The following is a 20,451-nucleotide window of genomic DNA, read 5'->3' as shown; positions in this document are numbered from 1 at the left end:
GGGGAGGAAAAGAAGAAGGGACGCCGAAGCGTCCCTTGCATATCTCGCGAGAGTGTTTCTCACCCTGCCCGTGACCGTCACGTGCCGATGCGGTGGCGATACGGGCTTGCCGACGGGGGCTGGGATCAGGTGAGCGCAGGCTCCGCCTTGGGTACGTCGATGTCGATGCCGTCGAGCAACGACTCGCTGTGTGCGGCGGCCGCGTTCAGCGCATCGTTCTCGGACTGAATCCGTACGAGCTCGGACTCGAGGTCCTGGACGCGCTGCTGAAGCCGTCGCATCTCGGCGAGAAGTCGCGGGTCGGAACCGCCGACATAACCGAGAAGCGCCTTTGCCATGACTTTTGGTCCTCCACACTGAGTGACCGACCGAAGCGGTGTGGGTCGTGAGGGTTCGCACCCGCGGTGTCCGGCAGTGCTTGGTGCCGCTGCGGTTCTCACTGCCAAACAGCTAAGGTGCGCGGGGCTTCCAGAGTCTCACCAAAAAGTTTGACGGTCAACACGATCACGCCCCGCATCAAGGGGCAACCGGGGGCTGCGGCCGCGGATCGTGCGGCGGCGCCTCTCTCTGCGGTGCCCAGGGGCGTGGAGACGGTACTCGGGGATCCTTTGGATCACCCTTACCCGCGCAGCCTGGCATGACAAGCGGTTCTTGGCAACCACCAGGCCATTTCTGCCGTACGCACATGCCCACGGCAGTTCCGCGGACCCCCGGCCCACCGGCCGTGACCGGCGCCGGACCAAGATCGTCAGCGGACCTCGAAGCCGTCGTAGCCGCCGCGGGGGTTGTCCCAGATCTCGGTGACGCCGTCGACGTGCCCGGGTGTGTCGCCCGAGCGAAGCCACTCCAGCAAACGGTGGCAATTCTCACTCGGGCCCTCGGCCACGACCTGCACCCTGCCGTCCTCCAGATTGAGGGCGAACCCGGTGAGGCTTCCGATCTCCAGGGCGTTTGCCCTGGTGAACCAGCGGAAGCCCACTCCCTGCACTCGGCCGCGTACCCAGGCGGTGAGCCGTGCGTCTTCGTTCATGGCTGCACGCTAACCGGCCAATTGCACTCGGAGCACTTCTCCCCCACGCGTCATGGCGTACAGTCCCGACGAAATGAGCCTCACCCGTTCGGGCGAGTGAGTGACCGAGTGACCTTGATGTCCTGACCAGACGTCGAAGCAGGAAGGCACAGCAGATGGGACGCCACCGGAAGAAGCGGGCCGCGGTGCCCGTACGCACCGGGCTGCTCGGCGCCTCCGCCGCGATGGCGGTCGGCGCCGTCGCCGTGGCCTCCGGCCTGCTGCCCGGTGGCGACACCTTCACCATCGGCGGCAGCGGCTCGAACGAGCGCGTACACGCCGGAAGCTCCCCCGACCTGAACACCCAGGGCGGCTCCAGCGCCACTCCCACCGAGCGCCCCTCGACGGCCGCGAGCCGGAGCGCCGAGCGGACGCTCGCCCCCTCCAAGGCCCCCTCGCCGACGCCGTCCAAGCCGTCCTCCTCCGCACCGCCGAAGAAGACGAAGGCCCCGGCACCGGCCCCGAAGAAGACGGCCGCCAAGACCGCGACGCCCACGCCGGAGCGGACCGTCGAGCGCCCCAAGGCCCCGTCGGTCCCGGCCCCCGCCACGCCCTCCGTCCCCTCCTCCGCCGCTGCCGCCGCCGACACCGGCCGTGAGGAGGCCGCCGAGGCCGCGGTGCTCAGCCTCGTCAACGCCGAGCGCGCCAAGGTGGGGTGCAGCCCGGTCCAGGCCTCCCGCGGTCTCGCGGCGCTGGCCGGCGCGCACAGCGAGGACATGGCCGAGCGCGGCTTCTTCTCCCACACCGACCCCGACGGGGCGACGCCCTGGGACCGCGCCGCCAAGGCGGGCGTCCAGGGACTCGCCGCGGAGAACATCGCCCGCGGCCAGGCCGACGCCGAGGCCGTGATGGAGTCCTGGATGAACAGCGACGGCCACCGCGCCAACATCCTCAACTGCGACTACACCCGGCTCGGCGTGGGAGTGCACTTCGCCGAGGGCGGCCCCTGGTGGACGCAGAACTTCGGCTTTTGAGATAAGCGCTGGTCAGAGCGCTATCAGCCCTGCTGGGCCGTCTCCGGGCCGTCATCCGTAGCCCTTGCGGACCCGAAGACCGCATCCACGGCGGCCCGTGTACGGGTCTGGCTGGACGGCATCAGGTGCGTGTACGTCCGCAGCGTGAAGCCGGGATCGTGATGGCCCAGGTATTCGCTGAGAGCCTTGATGCTCTCGCCCGCGTCGAGCAGTACGGATGCGTAGAAGTGCCGTAGCGCGTGCATGCCGTTGTCCCGCCCCGTGGGTATGCCGGCAGCGCGGAGAGCTGGGCGCCACTCACGGTCGTTGAACCGGTTGCGGTTGAGGGCCAGCCCCTCAGGGCTTCGGAAGATGAGGGCGGCAGTGAACGGAGGGCCGTCCAAGGTCTTCCAGGGCAGAGTCACCTCAGCGGCCGGGAAGCGCGTCAGGTGACCGGCGAGCGCAAAAGCTATGGACTCGGGGAGAGGGACGTCCCGCTCTTTGCCGCCCTTCGGCGGCGCGAACACGGGTCGATTGCGCAGCAGCTTCACCTGCCGGACCACATGGACCAGGCCGCCGAGGAAGTCGACGTCCTCAACGGCCAGGCCGAACACCTCACCCTGACGCAGGCCGCAGCCAGCAGCCGGGTCCACCAGTCCTTGGTACCGCTCGGGCAGGGCCGCTCGGACCGCCATCACACGCTCCGCAGGCCAGGGCTTGACCTTGCGGGGATCGAGCCGCGGAGCCTTGACGGACCGGGCGCTGCACGGGTTCGCCCTGATGATCCGGTCCTCAACGGCAGCGGTGAACACCGTCGAGACGTGGGCGAAGATGCTGCGTCGGTAGGCCGCCGAGAGGCCAGCTTCTTCAAGCGCCCGCATCCAGAGACGAAGGTGCGTCGGGTTGAACGAGCCCAAGGGCCGCTTTCCAAGGTGCGGTATGGCGTGGAGTCGTAACCGCATCTCGACGGATTCGCGTGTGGCCGGGTCCGTTATCTGGGTTCCGATCCACTGGGTGGCGTACTGCTCGAAGGTCACCTTGCCTGCCTCGGGCGCGATGTAGTCGCCACGTGACATGTCGGCTTCGATGCTGGCCAGCCAGGTCTCGGCCTTGCGCTTCTGCTTGTCCGGGAAGCTCTTGCTCTTCTCCGTGCCGTCCGGCCCGATGTAGCGGGCGCGGTAGCGCATGCCGACGCCGAAGCGGTCGCTCTTGACCTTGACGGACTTGCCGTCAGGACAGGTCGTCGTCTTGTACCAGCGATCTTGAACGTGTCCGGCCATCAGGCGGCCCCTTCCATGAGCGACTCAACCCAGGCGCGAACGTCTTCGGGGTCGTAGCGGAGGTGCCGACCGACGCGAAAGCCGCGCGGACCGGTGCGCTTACGGCGCCACTGGTACACGGTCTCGATCGGCACACCGAGCAGATCGGCGAGATCTGTGGGCGTCAGATAGCGCTCGGGCAGCGGTCGCTTCATGGTCACCACTCGCCCTCGGTGTCCAGTTCGGCTTTCACTTCGCGCGCGATCTCACGGCCCTGCCTGATGTCCCGGGCGATGGTCTGGGCGAGCCAGGACTCGCCGGGGGTGTGGCCGTGCCCGGCGTAGGTCCAGTGGGCGAGCACCAGCGTGGAGCTCTCCGCGTCGTCGAGGTCCTCGGGCAGTCCTCGGGCCTGGCGTTCCTGGCGGGCGCGGTAGTCGGCGCGGACCTGGCGGAGCGCGCCGAGGGTGGTGGAGTAGGCGCGGGACTTGGTGGAGAAGTGTCCTCGGAAGCCGAGCATGTGCGACCAGTGGGCCAGCAGCCGGTCCGGGTAGGCGTCGTTCAGGTGCCAGCAGGCTTCGATGAGGCGGCGGGTGTGGTCGGGCAGGTCGATCCGGTCCAGCTCGGCCAGCTCGCCGATGCGGCGGTCGATGGTGCCGGTGGTCTCGGCGGCCTTGGTGGCGTACTTGGCGACGTAGGCGGCTACGGCTTGCTCGGTCAGTTCGTCGTCGGCCAGGCCGCCGATGGGCTGGACGTCGACTTGGGCTCCCCACCGCAGCTCGCGTTCCGGGTGGGTGCCGGCGGCCGGGACCAGGACGCGGACGCGGGCAGCGGCGGCGCGGATCGCGTCATCGAGCAGCGCGACCGTGACCCAGGCCGGGGGCTCGGTGCCGGGACCGTCCGGCCCGTCCAGCCGTACGACCGCGTGGAAGTGCACGGCCCCGCGCTTTTGGAACTCGGCGACCTTGCCGAAGGCCACCTTGCAGACGTCGGCCAAGGCCCGCTGAGAGATCCCGGCGCGGGCGGCTATCTCGCGGCGGAGGTAGATGGTGAAGCGCTGCCAGAGCTGCCCGGCGTGGTTGTTCCACAGGGCAGCTCCGGCGTAGTCGTAGCGCTCCGGATCGAGCGCGGTGCCGAGCGCGGGATCGTCCTCACGATGCTGGACGCCGCAGCGGCACCGGCCGGAGGAGGGCCGGTTGTGCACGGGCCCGAAGGACGGGGCGGTCAGGGTGGCGAAGACGCGCGGGTGATCCCGAACCGTGGCTGGGACGTCCTTCTTCTCGTCTCCGGTGATCCCAGCGCGGATCAGGTGGTAGGTGTCCCCCGCGTACATCCACGCGCACGACGGACAGCGCGAGGCGCGCCGGTTCCCGCACGCGACACGAAGCCGCCCACCCGGCTCTGACTCGGTCGAGTACGAGTACAGCGTCTCGGCGGTAGACCGGTCCTTGGTGATGGTCCAGCCCTGAAGGCGGATCGGATCGGAGCAGCCACCGGTACGCCGGATCTGCTCCTGCCACCGGTCGAAGCCCGGAGTATTGGCCACCCGCAGCAGGTCGGCCAGGGTCGTGGGGTCGGTGCCCACGGCCGCCGCTACGTCAGCAACGGCGGCCGGGGGGACGGGGAACTGGGTCACGCGGCCACCGCCGGAGCGAGGCGACGAGCGGCGGTGTTGTGCTCGGGGCAGGCCCGGTACACAGGCGCGTCCTCGGGAAGATGGCGGATCTCCTCACGGGAGAGCGGCACCCAGCCGGTGTGACCGCCGTTGAACGGCCATTCCACGATCCGGCACCCACAGCCGCCGTCGTGGCCGTACAGGTGATCGGTGCAGCCGCACGGAATCACCGCGTCGACCACACCAGTCACCGATCCGTCGTCGACCGTCATGAGCGAGCCGCAGCAGTCCTCACACACCTCAGAGACAGCGGTCGAGGCGAGATGCGGAGCGATCAGAGACGCGGGCATGATGGAAGCTCCCTTCGGGGACGAAGGAGGGCGGCGAATCTGCTTGGCGGTAGGAGCGTCGCCCTCCGGGTTTTGCGGCAGCGCCGCATGGCATAGCTTGCTATATAGCAAGCTAGATCACAAGAGATAGCGCGCCATAGGCTGTGCTATGTCGGAGTCCTCGATACGCTCGGCGCATGACCGTTGATGCCCACGACCCCCGGCCCAAGAAGGTGCAGATCGCCGACGCGCTGCGGGACGAGATCGCCGAAGCGCAGCTTCCGGCGGGACACCGGCTGGCGTCGCTTCGAGAGCTAGCGGACCGGTTCCAGGTCACGACGGTGACCGTAGGCAATGCGCTCAAGGTGCTCGCTGATGAGGGCGTGATCGTCTCGGTGCCCACCCGTGGGTACTTCGTACAGTCCCCGCCGAGCGGTGCCACAACTGGGCAAGAGGCCAGTGGGCCGGTTAACCGAGATGAGATCAACGCCATCCACTCCGAGATTCGACGACTTGCGGCCCGCGTGGCCGAGTTGGAGAAGCGGGTCGAGCACACGGGCAGCGCCTGACACGTGATCCACCATGCGTGGCGTGCCGCTCGCCCACTAGGGACAGGCGTGGTGTCACTGGGGGACAGCCCTGGTGCCAACCCCCTGTCACCCCCCGTGTCACCGGCTCCCTGGGTGCCAGACTCGAAGCAAGCAGTTCGATGGGAGGGCAGCACATGAGCGACGAACGGCCGGCATGGGCGCGACGACTCGCCTCTGAGCGGGAGGCCCGCCAGTGGTCGCAAGCCGAAGTGGTGGCAGCTCTGCGAGCGCACGCGCCGAAGCCGCTGCCCGAGGGTTCCAGCATGGTGCGGCAGTGGAAGCGGTGGGAGTCCGGCGAAGTCATGCCGAGCGAGTTCTACCAGCCGATCATCGCGGCCACGTTCGGCACGGTGACGCACGCGATTTTCCCGGTCGCTGGTCGGCGGGATGGCAATGCCGAGGTTGCTGCCGCGAGCGGCATGGAGACCTTGGACATCATCAGCCGCTTGCAGGCGTCCGACGTCGACAATGCGACTCTCGATGCTCTTCGGATCACCACTGATCGCCTTTGCTCGGAGTACCCGTACCTGCCGAGCGCCCAGCTTGTGACCGAAGGACGTCAGTGGCTCAAGCGGGTTGCCGCGCTCCAGTCGCAGAGGCTCACCCTGGCCCAGCACCGGGAGGTGCTCGCCCTGTCTGGCTGGCTGGCGCTGCTGATCGGCTGCGTCGAGTACGACATGGGTGATCGCGCGGCGGCGGAAAGCACGCGCCGGGCCGCTCTGTCTTTAGCCCACGAGGCCGGACACGCGGAGATCTCCGGATGGGCACACGAGATGCGGGCATGGTTCGCGCTCACGACGGGCGACTATCGCGGCATCCTCGCAGCGGCCCAGGCCGGTACCGAAGCGTCGCCCAACCATGGGGTGGCTGTGCAGCTCGCGGCGCAGGAGGCCAAGGGGTGGGCGCGGCTGGGGGACCGTCGTCAGACGGAGGTGGCGTTGGACAGGGGGAGGAAGCTCCTGGAGGGCATGCCCTACCCCGAGAACCTTGATCACCACTTCGTGGTGGACCCGGCGAAGTTCGACTTCTACGCCATGGACTGTTACCGCCTACTGGGCGAGGACCGTTTCGCCGAGAACCTTGCCCACGAGGTGATCCGGGCCGGGACCGACTTCGACGGCTCCGAGCGCTCGCCCATGCGCATGGCGGAAGCGCGGATCACCCTGGGCGTGGTCGCTGCCCGACAGGGCGATCTTGACCAGGCCATCAGTTACGGCGAATGGGCGCTCAAGGGCGACCGTCGCTCTCTACCTTCGCTCCTCATGGTCAGCCGAGAGCTGGCGGCCATCGTCAATCGGGACTACGCCAGCGAGGCGGCAGGCCGTGAGTACCTGGATCACCTGACGGCACTCTCCCGAGCCAGCTAGGGCCTGTTACAGGTTTCTCTACCTCATCAAGGCGGCTCGCTCTCGCTCGCCGCGCGCGGCCCCGGCTCACCGCCGGGGCCCGACGCTCCTGTCTCCGCCCCGCTCCGGGCCCCGGCTACGCCGGTCCGCGCGGCTAGATCGAACACGCCAGATGCAAGACGGTAGCCCTCTGTGGCTGGGGCCGGTCGGCTCCACGGCTTTAGGCAGCCACCATGGGGCGAGCCTCTAAGATCATGGCCCCAACGTCGTGCTTTACCGGGCAGGTCCACAGACTGCCCGACGCGCCATCAGCTTACGGGGCCATGATCACTCGTCCCATGGCAGCTCCCGCCCAAAGCCGCTCCGCCGACCTACGTTTCCTGCGGCAGGTCCACATCACTAGACGCGCGATGACACAGGGCGTTCTCGTCCCAGTCGATGTCGATGATGTGATCGAACTTGAAGTGAATCTTGTCCCCGTGATCAAGCCGGGGGATCCCCATAGGCTGGTTGTGCAGGACGCCGATGAGCTTGCGCCTCTTGATCGCAACGATCTCGACCCACATGCGCTCGCCCCAGCCATTCCGCATGTTGAACATGAGCTTCACCGGGACGCCGGGCCTAAGGGCCTGCTTCTCCTCAGCAGAGGGGATCCAGAAGCTCTGGGGGTACAGCCGATTGAACTTGACGCCTGAGGCCAGGTGCCAGCGGTCGATCACGCGACCACTCGCGGCCCAGACGAAACGAGGCCACAGGCCGTCGAAGAGAGCAACCTCAAGCTGCTCCATCACCCAGAACGGGCGCTCGACGCGAGGCACGACGCTAAGCTCCGCGCGCAGCTCAGCACGACGTGGATCGTCCCGCTCAAAGGCGAGGACGATGAGGCGGAGCAGAGCCCCGGGCGCAAAGCCGAAGACGACGAGCGCTGCGATAAGGAGCGGCCACGAAGTCATGGCATCGACAAGCTCAGTGACCACTAGGCCGGCCTCCCTACAAGGGCACGGAATCGCTCATCGCGCCGAGCCTCACCGAGGATCGCGGCTACTGCGACCTGCCCTTCCCCGGTCAGCTTGTAGTAACGACGCGGAGGCCGCTTGTCGCTGATCTCAGACGGATCTTCCCAGCCGTCCTCCACCCAGCCATCCTCCAGCATGCGCCTGAGCATGGGATAGAGAACCCCAGACCGAACGCCAGCCTGCTTCGACAGCTCGTATCCCCAGTGGCGCCCCTCGGGATCTTCCAGCAATGCCAGGATCACTTGGATCAAGGCGTGAGTCTTCCGCATACCTCTTACTCTACCTATGTAGATTACGAGGTGCAAGCCCGACGGTCCAGCTCATCTTGGTTTCGATCAGTACCCAGAGCCTTTGGGCCGTCGTGGGGCCGTCAAAGGGCACTCAGCGACGACCAGAGGTGACAACCGGCGACAGCCAATCCGCAGGTGGCACCGTTGATCGTTCACATGGCCACTGGTCAGAGATCTAGCTGGTCACTTCTTCGGCTTCTGAGCGACCTCCGAGCGACCTCCGAGCGATCTCGGAACGGTCCCTGAACGGTCTCTGACCGGCTGAGGGCGCCCGCAGTACGCTGACGGACATGGATGACCGCCCGGCGTTCGACGTGTTCTCCCGGCTGTGCCCCTCGCGCGGCACGCTGGAGCACGTGACGGGCCGCTGGGGCAGCCTGACCCTGGGCGCGCTGTACGAGGGCGGCTCGCGCTTCAACGAGCTGCGGCGGCGGGTGGACGGGGTGAGCGACAAGATGCTCTCCCGGACGCTGCACGCCCTGGAGCGGGACGGCCTGGTGCGTCGCGACGCGCGGCCGACGAACCCGCCGCGCGTCGACTACGAGCTGACGCCGCTCGGGCGGGACGTCGCCGAGCGGCTCCTCGGGCTGATCGAGCTGGTCGAGGGCCGGATGCCGGAGGTCCTGGCGGCCAGGGACCGTTACGACGAGGTGCGCGGCGGCGTCATGCGCGGCGGGCGCTGACAGCGCGGGCAGTAGTAGCTGGAGCGGTTCATCCAGGGGCGGCGGCGCATCGGGGTGCCGCACCGCCGGCACGGCTCGCCCTCGCGGCCGTAGGCGTCGAGGGAGCGGTCGAAGTACCCGGACTCGCCGTTGACGTTGACGTACAGGCTGTCGAAGCTGGTGCCGCCGACCGCGAGCGCGGCCGTCATCACGTCCCGTACGTGCCCGAGCAGCTCGGCGGAGCGGGGGCGGGTCAGGCTCGTGGTGGGGCGGTCGTAGTGGAGGCGGGAGCGCCACAGCGCCTCGTCCGCGTAGATGTTGCCGACGCCGCTGATCAGCGACTGGTCCAGCAGGGCGCGCTTGACCGTCGTACGGCGCAGGCGCAGCGCGGTGTGGAAGGCGGCGTCGTCGAAGTCGGGGTCGAGCGGGTCGCGGGCGATGTGCGCGATGGCCTGGGGCAGCCCGTCGGGGGTGTTCTCGTGCAGCGAGAGCCCGCCGAAGGTGCGCTGATCGACGAAGCGCAGCTCGGTGCCCAGTTCGTCGTCGAAGCGGATACGGATCCGCAGGTGCTTCTCGTCGGCCGCGTCCTCCGGCTGCACCAGGAGCTGGCCGCTCATGCCGAGGTGCCCGAGCACGGAGGCGTCGGTGTCCTCCAGCGGCAGCCACAGGTACTTGCCGCGCCGCCGCGCGGCGCCGAAACGGTGCCCCTTCAGCCGGGCGGCGAAGTCCTCACCGCCCGCGAGGTGCCGCCGTACGGCACGCGGGTGCAGGACCCGGACCTCGGCGACGGTCCGTCCGCTGACCCAGCGCTCCAGGCCGCGCCGGACGACTTCGACCTCGGGCAGCTCGGGCACGGCGCTCCTTTACGGGGTCATGGGGAAGACCCCGCCGTACCTGGGTACGGCGGGGCCGGAAGGAAGAAGCTCAGGCCGTGGCCGTGTCGGTGGCCGGGGTCTGAGGAGCTTCGGACGGGGCTTCGGACGCGGCTTCGGTGACCGAAGAGGTGTCGGCGGCCTCTTCAGCTCCGGAGCCGGCGACGACTCCGGCGTCCGAGCCGGATTCGGCCGCGGCCTTCGCCGCCGCCTCCCGTTCGTCCGCGGCGGCCCTGATGGCCCGCCAGGCGGACTCCGCCGCCTGCTGCTCCGCTTCCTTCTTGCTGCGGCCGGTGCCGGTGCCGTACGAGACACCACCGACGCGGGCAGCAGCAGTGAAGGTCTTCTCGTGGTCCGGTCCGGTCTCGGTGACCAGGTACTCCGGAACGCCGAGGCCCTCGGCCGCGGTCAGTTCCTGGAGGCTGGTCTTCCAGTCCAGGCCGGCGCCGAGGTTCGAGGACTTCTCGATCAGCGGGTCGAAGAGCCGGTGCACCAGCTCGGACGCCGCGTCGAGGCCCTGGTCGAGATAGACCGCGCCGATCACCGCTTCGAGGGTGTCGGCGAGGATGGACGCCTTGTCCCGGCCCCCGGTGCCCTCTTCGCCCCGGCCGAGCCGGATGAAGGAGCCCAGGTCGAGGCCGCGGCCGACCTCCGCCAGCGCACGCGAGTTGACCACCGCGGCCCGCAGCTTGGCCAGTTGGCCCTCGGGCAGGTCGGGGTGGGTGCGGTACAGCGTGTCCGTGACCACCAGGCCGAGCACGGAGTCCCCGAGGAACTCCAGCCGCTCGTTGGTGGGCAGGCCGCCGTTCTCGTACGCGTACGAACGGTGGGTCAGCGCACGCACCAGAAGGGCGGACTCGAGGTGGTACCCGAGCCGCCCTTCCAGAAGCGTGTGGGACGAGGCCGTGTTCTCCGCCTGCTTCTTGGCGTCATCCGCCGTTTTGTGGCTAGACACGGTGCCTCTCACCAGCCCGCTCAGACCGAGAGGACCTGGCGCTTGTTGTACGTGCCGCAGCTCGGGCACGCGATGTGCTGCTGCTTCGGCTCCTGGCAACGCTCACACGAAACCAGGGTGGGGACCGCAGCCTTCCACTGCGACCGGCGGTGGCGCGTGTTGCTGCGCGACATCTTCCGCTTCGGAACAGCCACGGCTACTTCTCCTGCTTCTCGTCGACGCCCGCTTCGGCGCCGCTCATGTTGTCCTTCTCGCCGGTCCCGAGTGAATCGGCGAGTCCCTGCAGTGCCGCCCAACGGATGTCGACGGCGTCGTGGTGGTGGTCCGGGTTCTCGTTCAGGTTGATCCCGCATTCGGGACACAGTCCTGCACAGTCCTCCCGGCACACCGGCTGCATCGGCAGTGACAGCACCACCGCATCACGCAGCACGGGCTCGAGGTCGAACATGCCGTCCTCGAGGGGGGTCATGTCCTCGTCGTCCTCGGCATCGTCGTCCGCGGCCGCCTTGCGGTGGCCCCGGTCGTCGGTGTCGGGGTACGAGAACATCTCCTGGAAGTCCGCCGCGACATCCTGGCGCAGCGGCTCCAGACACCTTACGCACTCCCCCTCGGCCGACGCACGGGCGGTGCCTGTGACAAGCACCCCTTCCATGACCGACTCGAGGCGGAGGTCCAGCTCGACGGGCGAGCCTTGCGGCACGCCGATGACCCCGTCGATACCGAGGTCCGCGGGGGCCTCGACCGTGCGGGACAGCCGCTGGAGGGCACCGGGACGCCGACCCAGCTCGTGCGTGTCGAACACGAGGGGGTTGCGGTGGTCGAGGCGCGTACTCAGGGCTCTTCCTGCTTTCGGATCGTGTGGGGGCCGGCCCGTTCGGATCTGGAGACGAAGCGGGCAGCCGAGATCGCGGACGTACTCGCGACCGAAGAGCCAGGATACTGGACGCTTCGCTCACAGCCCAATCCGGGCCGGTCAGTGCCCCTGTCCCTGCCCGTGCCCCTGCTCGTACCGACGGAGCTGATCCAGGTCGATCATGCTCGTGTCGAAGAAGCTGGTCTCGTCGAGCGCGGCGGTCTGGGGCTGCTGGGGCTGGTGCTGCTCGTACGCATACGGCTGCTGGGGCTGCTGGGCGTAGCCCTGGCCCTGGTCGTAGCCCTGGTACGCGTACGGGTCCTGCTGGTAGCCGTAGGCGCCCTGCTGCTGGTACCCGTACGGGTCCGGCTGCTGCTGGGCCGGGACGTGGGCCGCGGCGGGCTGCATGGGCGGTTGCACGGGCGGCTGTACGGGCTGCTGCCGACCCGGCTCGGGGTCGGCCAGCTCGGCGAGGCCCGCCAGGTAGTCGGCGTCGCTGGTGTGCTGCCGGGCGCCGCCCGCCGCGTCCTGGGCGGCCATGTGGGCGCCCAGGTCGTCTGTGGCGATCCGGCCGTGCAGCTTCTGGCGGCCGCGCCCGACCGCCTCCAGGGTCTTGGTCAGCACGGCCTCGAAGGCGCTGATCTTGGCGTCCACGTACTCGTCCGCGCGCCGGATCAGGGTCTGGGGGTCGGCGCTGTACTCGGGGGCGTCCTCGTCCGCGTACCCCTGGTCGTCGAGGCCGGGGCCCCGGCCGAGGAGCTTCTCGCGGCCGCGGTCGACCGAGCCGATGGTCTTGGTGAGGACGACCTCGAAGTTGGCGAGCTTGGAGTCGACGTAGTCGTCGGCCTCGGCGCGGATCTCCTCGGCCTCCCGGCGGGCCTCGGCGAGGATGCGGTCGGCCTCCTCCTGGGACTGGCGGGCGACCTGGGTGTCGGAGATCAGCGAGCCGCGTTCGGCGTGGGCGGCCTCGATGATCCGCTCTGCCTCCTGGCGGGCCTGCTCGACGAGCTGCTCACGGCCGCCGATCAGCTCCTGGGCCTGGGCCAGTGAGCCGGGCAGGGCCTGGCGCAGCTCGTCGAGCATCGCGAGCAGCTCGGCGCGGTTGACCACGCAGGAGGCCGACATGGGCATGGAACGGGCGCTCGCGACCGTCTCGACGATCTCGTCGAGCTTCTTCTGCACGTCCACCGTGTGCTCGCCACTCTCTAAAGCCGGATTGGAGACGGACGGGACGACTGTAAGGCCAGTCGGCCGCGGCCCGACACCGGGTGACGGGCTGTCAGTTCAGGACTTCTCGCCGAGGCGCTTGACCAGTGCCTCGTGGACGACGGGCGGCAGGAGGTGGGAGACGTCACCGCCCCAGGCGGCGACCTCCTTGACCAGGGAGGACGACAGGAAGCTGTACGTGGGGTTGGTCGGGACGAAGAGGGTCTCGACGCCCGAGAGGCCGTTGTTCATCTGGGCCATCTGGAGCTCGTAGTCGAAGTCGCTGACGGCCCGCAGCCCCTTGACGATGGCGGGGATGTCGCGCTCCTTGCAGAAGTCGACCAGCAGGCCGTGGTGGGACTCCACCTTGACGTTGCCGTACTCGCTGGTGACCTGGCGGATGAGCTCCATCCGCTCCTCGACCGTGAACAGGCCCTTCTTGGACTGGTTGATCATCACCGCGACGTGGACGACGTCGTACAGCTTGGAGGCGCGGGCGATGATGTCGAGGTGTCCGTTGGTGATGGGGTCGAACGACCCCGGACAGACTGCGCGGCGCAACTGAAGTCCCTCGCTCTCCGAACCGGTCATCGTGCGTCTTCGCACGTAGAGGCGGCGCGACCGTACCAAAACGTTCCCTCGCCGTAGCGACGGGCCCGTAGCGGTTCGAAACCGTCCGGCCAGGCGAATTCCCCGCCCCTGGTGCTGCGCTCCACGGTGACGAGCGCGTCGTCGGCGAGCCAGCCTTTGGTGCGGAGTGTGAGGAGGATCTCGCCAAGATCGTCGTCGGAGACGGCGTACGGCGGGTCCAGGAAGACGATGTCGTACGGGTCCGAGGGCGCCGGTCCTGTCACGATCTGTTCGGCTTTGCCGGTGCGGACCTCGGCGCCGGGCAGGCCGAGCCCGCGGACGTTGTCGCGGACCGTGCGGGCGGCCCGCTGGTCGGCCTCGACGAGCAGGGCGTGGGCGGCGCCCCGGGAGAGCGCCTCCAGGCCGACGGCGCCGGACCCGGCGTACAGGTCGGCGATCCGGATGCCGTCGAGCGTCCCGAGGAGCGCCTCCCAGGTGGAGAACAGCCCCTCCCGTGCCCGGTCGGAGGTCGGGCGGGTGCCGTTGCCCGGCGGCACGGCCAGGCGGCGTCCGCCGGCCGCACCGGCGATCACGCGGGTCATCTGAGGTCCTTAGCCGTCCTGTGAATGCTGGTGACTCCACGATATGGGCTCCGGCGGCATGTGCACCGCTCAGCCCTTCTCCAGATACTGCTCCCGTTCCTTGTCGAGCAGGGCGTCCAGGGCCGTGCGCAGCTCCGGGAGGTGCTCCAGCTCGGGGTCGGCGGCGACGACCGCCACGGCCTCCTCGCGGGCGGCCGCGATGACCTCCTCGTCGTCGATGACGGCGAGCATGCGGAGGCTGGAGCGGACACCGGACTGGGCCTGGCCGAGCACGTCGCCCTCGCGGCGCTGTTCGAGGTCGATGCGGGAGAGCTCGAAGCCGTCGAGGGTGGAGGCGACGGCGTTGAGCCGCTGGCGGGCCGGGCTCGCCTCGGGCATCTCGGTGACGAGCAGGCACAGGCCCGGGGCCGAGCCACGGCCCACCCGGCCGCGCAGTTGGTGGAGCTGGGAGACGCCGAACCGGTCCGCGTCCATGATCACCATGGCGGTGGCGTTGGGGACGTTGACACCGACCTCGATGACGGTCGTCGCGACCAGGACGTCGGTGTCCCCGGCGGCGAAGCGGCGCATCACGGCGTCCTTGTCGTCGGGGGCCATCCTGCCGTGCAGCACCTCGACGCGCAGACCGGCGAGGGGACCCTTGGCGAGCTGGTCGGCGACGTCGAGGACGGCGAGCGGGGGCCGCTTGTCCGCGTCGCCCTCCTTGGCCTTCTTCTTCTCGTCCTCCTCGTCGCCGATGCGGGGGCAGACGACGTACGCCTGGTGGCCGTTCTCCACCTCCTCGCGGACCCGCTCCCAGGCACGGGCCAGGAAGTGCGGCTTGTCGGCCGCCGGGACGACATGGCTGGCGATCGGCGAGCGGCCGGCGGGCAGTTGGTCCAGGACGGACGTCTCCAGGTCGCCGAAGACGGTCATCGCGACCGTGCGCGGGATGGGGGTGGCGGTCATGACGAGCAGGTGCGGCGGCTGCTTGCCCTTGCCGCGCAGGGCGTCGCGCTGCTCGACGCCGAAGCGGTGCTGCTCGTCGACGACGACCAGGCCCAGGTCGTGGAACTGGACCTTGTCCTCGATCAGCGCGTGCGTGCCGATGACGATGCCGGCCTCGCCGGTGACCAGGTCGAGCAGGGCCTGGCGGCGGGCGGCGGCGCTCATGGAGCCGGTGAGCAGCACCACCTTGGTGGCCTGGTCCGCGCCGCCGAGCATGCCGCCCTCGGCCAGCTCGCCCATCATCTCGGTGATCGACCGGTGGTGCTGCTGGGCGAGGACCTCGGTGGGGGCGAGCATCGCGGCCTGGCCGCCCGCGTCCACGACGGCGAGCATCGCCCGCAGCGCCACCATGGTCTTTCCGCTGCCCACCTCGCCCTGGAGGAGGCGGTGCATCGGGTGCTCGGTGGCCAGGTCGTCGAAGATCTCCTTGGAGACCTTCTGCTGCCCCTCGGTGAGGGTGAACGGCAGTTTGGCGTCGAAGGCGTCCAGAAGTCCGCCCGGCACCGGCTTGCGCGCCACGGCGGGCAGTTGGGTGTCGGCGTACCGCCGCCGGGCCAGCGCGACCTGGAGGACGAACGCCTCGTCCCACTTGAGCCGCTCGCGGGCGTCGGCGATGTCGGCCTTGGTGCGCGGGCGGTGGATCTTGCGCAGGGCGTCCGGGAGGCCGGTGAGGCCGCGCCCCTCGCGCAGCGCCGGCGGCAGCGGGTCGACGGCGTCCGCCGCGCTGGGCAGCACCGCGTCGACCGCCTTGGCGATCTTCCAGGACTCCAGCTTGGTGGTGGCCGGGTAGATCGGGATGAGGGCCCCGGCCCAGGAGTCCACGGCGCTCTCGCCGTCCTCGCCGCGCAGCAGCTCGTACGCGGGGTGGGCGAGCTGCGTCTTGCGGTTGAAGACGGAGACCTTCCCGGCGAACATCGCGCGTGTGCCGGGCAGCAGGTCCTTGTGCGGCTTGTGGACGCCCTTGCCGAAGAAGACCAACTGCAGCCGTCCGCTGCCGTCCGTGATGGTGACCTCCAGGCGCTGGCCGCGCCCCTTGGCACTGTTGAACGTCAGCACGCGCGCGTCCGCGACCCGGGCCACCACCGTGACGTGCTCGTCCAGCGGCAGGTCGGCGAGCGTGGTGAGCTCGCCGCGCTCCGCGTACCGCCGGGGGTAGTGGTGGAGCAGATCACCGACGGTGTGCAGGTCGAGGTGCTCGGCCATCACCTTGGCGGTGGCGGCGCCGAGCTGCTTCTTCAGTGGTTCGTCGAGAGCTGACACGTCTCCCATTGCACACCACGGCACTGACAGGCGGGCGCACCTGTGGACGGACGCGCTACTCGACGCCGATCAGCAGCAGGGGGGCCTGCGGGCCGCCCTGGTACACGACCGTGTCGACCGCCAGGTGCGTTTCGCGTACGTGGGTCTCCAGGCGGTCCGCGAGGGCCTCGGGCGCGTCGTCCGCGAGGACGAGGGTGACCAGTTCGCCGCCCCCCGAGAGCATCCGGTCCAGGACCGTCTCGGCGACGGTGGCCACGTCGTGGCCGATCACGGCGACGTCGCCGTCGATCAGGCCCAGCACGTCGCCCGCCTGGCAGACGCCGGCCGAGGTGAACGACTGGTGCTCGGCGACGGCCAGTTCGCCGTAGCGGGTGGCGCCCGCAGCGGCGGTCATGGCGACGACGTCCTCGTCGAAGCGCCGGTCCGGTTCGTGGACGGCGAGGGCGGCGATGCCCTGGACGGCGGCCCGCGTCGGGACGAGGGCGACCCGGATGCCCTCCGCCCGCGCCTGTTCGGCCGCCGCCGCCGCGGTGTGCCGCAGGGCGGCGTCGTTCGGCAGCAGGACGACCTCGCGCGCGTGGGCGCGCCGGATGGCCTCGACGAGCTCGCCGCTGGCCGGCGGCTCGCCGGGCCGGGCCAGCACCGTCGTGGCGCCCGCCTCGGCACACAGGTGGGCGAGCCCCTCACCGGGCAGTACCGCCACCACGGCGCGCCCCGCCCGCTCCTCGGGCGCCTCCGTGCCGGACGTGCCGGCCGTACCGAGCGTACCGAAGTGGGTGATCCGGATCCGGTACGGGCGCCCCGCCTCGACGCCCGCCTCCACCGCCGCACCCGCGTCGTCCACGTGGACGTGGACGTTCCACAGCCCGTCGCCGCCCACCACGACCAGGGAGTCGCCGAGCGAGTCGAGCCGCTCCCGGAGCCGGGCCACGGCCGTGTCGTCGGCCTCCAGCAGGTAGATGACCTCGAAGGCGGGCCCGGCGTCCGCGCAGGACTCCACGGCGGGGGCCACCACCCGGGGCGTACGCGGCGCCCGCGCGGGTGCCTCCCCCGAGACCGCCTCCACCAGCGCGCCGAGCATCGTGACGAGGCCGCGCCCGCCCGCGTCCACCACGCCGGCCCGCTCCAGGACGGCGAGCTGGGCGGGCGTGACCTCCAGGGCCGCGCGGGCGCCCGCGTACGCGGCGCGGGCGACGGTCACCACGTCCTGGCCGCCCGCCGCGGCGGAGGCGGCCGCTGCCGCGACGCTCAGGATGGTGCCCTCGACGGGGTGGGCGACCGCCTCCCGGGCGGACACCGAGGCCCTCCGCAGCGCCCTGGCCAGGTGGTCTCCGTCCCGGCCTTCGGCGAGGACCTCGCTCATGCCCCGCAGCAACTGCGACAGGATCGTCCCGGAGTTCCCCCGGGCGCCGATCAGCGCGCCGTGCGCCATCGCGCGTACGGTGTCGGCGAAATCGGGCGCCGTGATGGCCGCGAAGACGGCTTCGACCGCCTGGGAGGCGGACTCGACCGTCAAGTACAGGTTGGTGCCGGTGTCCCCGTCCGCGACGGGGTAGACGTTGATCGCGTCGATCTCCTCGCGCTCCCGGCCGAGCGCCTCCAGCGCCAGTGAGCACCAGTCGCGGACCACTGCGGAATCGAGCGCCTGCGGCAGGGTCTGCGGCACCTGGTGTCCTCCTCGAGCAGCGCTGACTGCACCGCAGCGTAGACCCCGGTCGGGGCCGGGGCCCCGGGCGGGGGCCGGGCGAACCGTGGTAGTTTCGTTGAACCAGGGCAGTCGTTGTATGCTGCTCCGGTTGCCCGATGAAAGTCGGGCCATTCCCCCGGCAACGCCACTTCAGTCACCAGATCTGATTCCGGCTCGCCGGATTTCACTGTAAGTGCATCTGAAGTCTTTGGAGTGACCCGTGGCTGCCAACTGCGACGTCTGCGGCAAGGGGCCGGGCTTCGGCAACAACATCTCGCACTCGCACCGCCGTACGTCCCGTCGCTGGAACCCGAACATCCAGCGCGTGCGTGCCGTGGTCAGTGGGACGCCGAAGCGGCTCAACGCTTGCACCTCGTGCATCAAGGCCGGCAAGGTCTCGCGCTAACGCCGACGACGGTTCGTCGTAGCGCAGCCTCTGCGGTTGCCTTGAAAGCCGGTCCACCTCGGTGGACCGGCTTTTTGCCGTACCCGCGCTTCTTGCCGTACCCGCGCTTTCTGCCGTACCCGCGCGCGTTAAGCGCGTTACCGGAAGCGCCAGCCGTGGTCCACCGGGCCGATCCCGCCGCCCAGCGCGAACCCGGCCGCGATCGCCCCGGTGACGTACGCCTTGGCCTCCTGTACCGCGTCCGGCACCGTCAGGCCCTTGCCGAGGCCCGCCGCGACCGCCGAGGCGAGCGTGCAGCCCGTCCCGTGGGTGTGCCGGTTGTCGTGCCGGGGCGCCCGCAGCCAGTGCTCCTGGGTGCCGTCGGTGAGCAGGTCCACCGCGTCCCCGGCCAGGTGCCCGCCCTTGATGAGCGCCCAGCGCGGCCCGTACTCCAGCACGGCGGCGGCGGCCCGCCGCAGATCGTCCTCGCCCTCCACCGTCACGCCGGTGAGCTGGGCCACCTCGTCCAGGTTGGGCGTCGCCACGGTGGCGACCGGCAGCAGCCGCTTGCGCACGGAGTCGAGCGCGGACGCCGCCAGCAGCGGGTCGCCGTGCTTGGACACCCCGACCGGGTCGACGACCACGGGCGCGTCCGTCCCGGCCAGCAGCTCGGCGACCGCCTCCACGAGCGGCGCGGAGGCCAGCATGCCGGTCTTCACGGCCTGTACGCCGATGTCGTCGACGACGCTGCGGTACTGAGCCCGCACCGCCTCCACGGGCAGCTCCCAGGCGCCCTGGACGCCCAGCGAATTCTGCGCGGTGACGGCGGTGATCACGCTCATGCCGTGCACGCCCAGCGCCAGCATGGTCTTCAGGTCGGCCTGGATGCCCGCGCCGCCGCCGGAGTCGGATCCGGCGACGGTCAGCACGTTCGGGATCACCCGGGGCATCACTCGCCCTCCCCGAAGTGGTCCCAGCCGCCCTGCGTGTGCCAGGGCGCGCCGTCGACGGTGACCTGGGGCAGGGCGGAGGGGTTGAGGACCTCGCCGATGACCTTCCAGCGGGCCGGCAGCTTCACGTCCGGCGGGAAGGTCGCGACGATGGCGTGGTCCTCACCTCCGGTGAGGACCCACTGCATGGGGTCCACGCCGACGGCCTGGCCGATGTCGTTCATCTGGGTCGGGATGTCGATGAGCCCGGAGCGCAGGTCGATGCGGACCTTGCTGGCCTCGGCGATGTGCCCGAGGTCGGCGATCAGGCCGTCGCTGACGTCGCACATGGCGGTCGCGCCGAGCCCCGCGGCCGCCGGGCCCGCGTGGTAGGGCGGCTCGGGCCGGCGGTGGGCCTCGACGAAGGCGCGCGGTGAGCGGAACCCGCGCGAGAGCACCGCGTACCCGGCCGCCGACCAGCCCAGCCAGCCGGTGTACGCGACGACGTCACCGGGCTGCGCACCGGCCCGGGTGACCGGCTCGTGGTTGCGCAGGTCGCCCAGCGCGGTGATGGAGACGGTGATCGTGTCGCCGCGTACGACGTCGCCGCCGACGACGGCCGCGCCCGCGACCTGGCACTCGTCGCGCAGGCCGTCCATCAGCTCGGTCGGCCAGGTCACCGGGAGTTCCGCGGGGACGACCAGGCCGAGGAGCAGCGCGGTCGGTACGGCGCCCATGGCGGCGATGTCCGCGAGGTTCTGCGCGGCGGCCTTGCGGCCGACGTCGTAGGCGGTGGACCAGTCACGGCGGAAGTGCCGCCCCTCCAGCAGGATGTCCGTGCTCGCCACCACACGCCGGTCGGGTGCGGCCACGACCGCGGCGTCGTCGCCGGGCCCGATCCGTACCGCCGGGGTGGAGGTGAGCCGGGAGGTGAGCTCCCTGATCAGCCCGAACTCCCCCAACTCGCCGACAGTGCCCTTCATCGCTGTGCCCCTTCTGCCCCAGTGCGGTTGCGCTCG

At 70.2% G+C, this 20,451-nt stretch carries 24 protein-coding genes; 5 read left to right on the top strand and 19 right to left on the bottom strand.

Annotation, left to right across the window (positions count from 1 at the left end):
• Positions 1-125: 125 nt before the first annotated feature.
• On the bottom strand, positions 126-338 hold the full coding sequence (locus tag AB0J57_RS31175) for a hypothetical protein (protein WP_126884705.1): 213 nt from the start codon (positions 336-338) through the stop codon (positions 126-128).
• 410 nt (positions 339-748) lie between these two features.
• A complete protein-coding gene (locus AB0J57_RS31170; protein ID WP_366131713.1) occupies positions 749-1,030 on the bottom strand; it encodes an acylphosphatase in 282 nt (93 codons plus the stop codon).
• Between the two features lie 155 nt (positions 1,031-1,185).
• On the opposite strand from AB0J57_RS31170, the gene AB0J57_RS31165 reads away from it, so the two are divergent.
• A complete protein-coding gene (locus AB0J57_RS31165; protein ID WP_366131712.1) occupies positions 1,186-2,043 on the top strand; it encodes a CAP domain-containing protein in 858 nt (285 codons plus the stop codon).
• 23 nt (positions 2,044-2,066) lie between these two features.
• On the opposite strand, the gene AB0J57_RS31160 is transcribed toward AB0J57_RS31165, so the two are convergent.
• From AB0J57_RS31160 to AB0J57_RS31145, 4 genes are read right to left on the bottom strand one after another with little or no spacing between them, the layout of a single operon-like run.
• Entirely contained in the window at positions 2,067-3,302 is a 1,236-nt protein-coding gene (locus tag AB0J57_RS31160) for a site-specific integrase (RefSeq protein WP_366131711.1), read from the bottom strand.
• Complete coding sequence (locus tag AB0J57_RS31155) at positions 3,302-3,496, bottom strand: helix-turn-helix domain-containing protein (RefSeq protein WP_360027661.1); 195 nt, start codon at positions 3,494-3,496, stop codon at positions 3,302-3,304. Before AB0J57_RS31155 ends, AB0J57_RS31160 begins: the two co-directional genes overlap by 1 nt.
• Positions 3,497-3,498: 2 nt before the next feature.
• The gene (gene repSA / locus AB0J57_RS31150) at positions 3,499-4,914 is read right to left on the bottom strand and encodes a replication initiator protein RepSA (RefSeq protein ID WP_366131710.1); all 1,416 of its coding nucleotides are present in this window, start codon (positions 4,912-4,914) and stop codon (positions 3,499-3,501) included.
• The gene (locus AB0J57_RS31145) at positions 4,911-5,165 is read right to left on the bottom strand and encodes a hypothetical protein (RefSeq protein WP_366131709.1); all 255 of its coding nucleotides are present in this window, start codon (positions 5,163-5,165) and stop codon (positions 4,911-4,913) included. The genes repSA and AB0J57_RS31145 overlap by 4 nt, the downstream gene beginning before the upstream one ends.
• 254 nt (positions 5,166-5,419) lie before the next feature.
• On the opposite strand from AB0J57_RS31145, the gene AB0J57_RS31140 reads away from it, so the two are divergent.
• Positions 5,420-5,791: a GntR family transcriptional regulator gene (locus AB0J57_RS31140; protein ID WP_366131708.1), complete on the top strand. Its 372-nt coding sequence runs from the start codon at positions 5,420-5,422 to the stop codon at positions 5,789-5,791.
• Positions 5,792-5,946: 155 nt separating this feature from the next.
• On the top strand, positions 5,947-7,179 hold the full coding sequence (locus AB0J57_RS31135) for an XRE family transcriptional regulator (protein ID WP_366131707.1): 1,233 nt from the start codon (positions 5,947-5,949) through the stop codon (positions 7,177-7,179).
• 350 nt (positions 7,180-7,529) lie between these two features.
• Here the strand turns inward: AB0J57_RS31135 and AB0J57_RS31130 are convergent, their stop codons facing one another.
• Positions 7,530-8,135 (bottom strand): DUF2314 domain-containing protein, encoded by a 606-nt coding sequence (locus tag AB0J57_RS31130; RefSeq protein WP_366131706.1) that lies wholly within the window; start codon positions 8,133-8,135, stop codon positions 7,530-7,532.
• On the bottom strand, positions 8,135-8,443 hold the full coding sequence (locus AB0J57_RS31125) for a helix-turn-helix transcriptional regulator (RefSeq protein WP_366131705.1): 309 nt from the start codon (positions 8,441-8,443) through the stop codon (positions 8,135-8,137). Before AB0J57_RS31125 ends, AB0J57_RS31130 begins: the two co-directional genes overlap by 1 nt.
• Positions 8,444-8,754: 311 nt before the next feature.
• On the opposite strand from AB0J57_RS31125, the gene AB0J57_RS31120 reads away from it, so the two are divergent.
• On the top strand, positions 8,755-9,147 hold the full coding sequence (locus AB0J57_RS31120) for a helix-turn-helix domain-containing protein (protein WP_366131704.1): 393 nt from the start codon (positions 8,755-8,757) through the stop codon (positions 9,145-9,147).
• On the opposite strand, the gene mutM is transcribed toward AB0J57_RS31120, so the two are convergent.
• From mutM to AB0J57_RS31075, 9 genes are all read right to left on the bottom strand, one after another.
• Entirely contained in the window at positions 9,105-9,980 is an 876-nt protein-coding gene (gene mutM / locus AB0J57_RS31115; RefSeq protein WP_366131703.1) for a bifunctional DNA-formamidopyrimidine glycosylase/DNA-(apurinic or apyrimidinic site) lyase, read from the bottom strand. The two genes, AB0J57_RS31120 and mutM, sit on opposite strands and share 43 nt — an antisense overlap.
• A gap of 70 nt (positions 9,981-10,050) precedes the next feature.
• On the bottom strand, positions 10,051-10,953 hold the full coding sequence (gene rnc, locus AB0J57_RS31110) for a ribonuclease III (RefSeq protein ID WP_366131702.1): 903 nt from the start codon (positions 10,951-10,953) through the stop codon (positions 10,051-10,053).
• A 20-nt stretch (positions 10,954-10,973) separates the two neighbouring features.
• Positions 10,974-11,147: a 50S ribosomal protein L32 gene (gene rpmF, locus AB0J57_RS31105; protein WP_030496967.1), complete on the bottom strand. Its 174-nt coding sequence runs from the start codon at positions 11,145-11,147 to the stop codon at positions 10,974-10,976.
• Positions 11,148-11,149: 2 nt separating this feature from the next.
• A complete protein-coding gene (locus AB0J57_RS31100) occupies positions 11,150-11,755 on the bottom strand; it encodes a DUF177 domain-containing protein (RefSeq protein WP_366131701.1) in 606 nt (201 codons plus the stop codon).
• 171 nt (positions 11,756-11,926) lie between these two features.
• Complete coding sequence (locus AB0J57_RS31095; protein ID WP_366131700.1) at positions 11,927-12,994, bottom strand: ATP synthase F0 subunit B; 1,068 nt, start codon at positions 12,992-12,994, stop codon at positions 11,927-11,929.
• Between the two features lie 96 nt (positions 12,995-13,090).
• Positions 13,091-13,573 carry a pantetheine-phosphate adenylyltransferase gene (gene coaD, locus AB0J57_RS31090; protein ID WP_366131837.1) on the bottom strand — a complete coding sequence of 161 codons (483 nt, stop codon included), beginning with the start codon at positions 13,571-13,573 and terminating at the stop codon, positions 13,091-13,093.
• A 26-nt stretch (positions 13,574-13,599) separates the two neighbouring features.
• A complete protein-coding gene (gene rsmD, locus AB0J57_RS31085) occupies positions 13,600-14,184 on the bottom strand; it encodes a 16S rRNA (guanine(966)-N(2))-methyltransferase RsmD (RefSeq protein ID WP_366131699.1) in 585 nt (194 codons plus the stop codon).
• A gap of 69 nt (positions 14,185-14,253) precedes the next feature.
• On the bottom strand, positions 14,254-16,440 hold the full coding sequence (gene recG / locus AB0J57_RS31080; RefSeq protein ID WP_366131698.1) for an ATP-dependent DNA helicase RecG: 2,187 nt from the start codon (positions 16,438-16,440) through the stop codon (positions 14,254-14,256).
• A gap of 46 nt (positions 16,441-16,486) precedes the next feature.
• Entirely contained in the window at positions 16,487-18,097 is a 1,611-nt protein-coding gene (locus AB0J57_RS31075) for a DAK2 domain-containing protein (protein WP_366131697.1), read from the bottom strand.
• A gap of 241 nt (positions 18,098-18,338) precedes the next feature.
• On the opposite strand from AB0J57_RS31075, the gene rpmB reads away from it, so the two are divergent.
• Positions 18,339-18,524 carry a 50S ribosomal protein L28 gene (rpmB, locus tag AB0J57_RS31070; protein WP_064070327.1) on the top strand — a complete coding sequence of 62 codons (186 nt, stop codon included), beginning with the start codon at positions 18,339-18,341 and terminating at the stop codon, positions 18,522-18,524.
• Between the two features lie 137 nt (positions 18,525-18,661).
• Here rpmB and thiD read toward each other — a convergent pair whose 3' ends face one another.
• Positions 18,662-19,453 (bottom strand): bifunctional hydroxymethylpyrimidine kinase/phosphomethylpyrimidine kinase, encoded by a 792-nt coding sequence (gene thiD / locus AB0J57_RS31065; protein WP_366131696.1) that lies wholly within the window; start codon positions 19,451-19,453, stop codon positions 18,662-18,664.
• Positions 19,453-20,415, bottom strand: a complete 963-nt coding sequence (locus AB0J57_RS31060) for a thiamine-phosphate kinase (RefSeq protein ID WP_366131695.1) — start codon at positions 20,413-20,415, stop codon at positions 19,453-19,455. The genes thiD and AB0J57_RS31060 overlap by 1 nt, the downstream gene beginning before the upstream one ends.
• Positions 20,416-20,451 lie beyond the last annotated feature (36 nt).

Origin of the sequence: Streptomyces sp. NPDC049837 (assembly GCF_040674455.1) — a bacterium.
In the GTDB taxonomy this organism is placed as follows: Bacteria; Actinomycetota; Actinomycetes; order Streptomycetales; family Streptomycetaceae; genus Streptomyces.
Note: the sequence above shows the minus strand (reverse complement) of the source record. Positions and strands in the feature narration are given on the sequence as shown.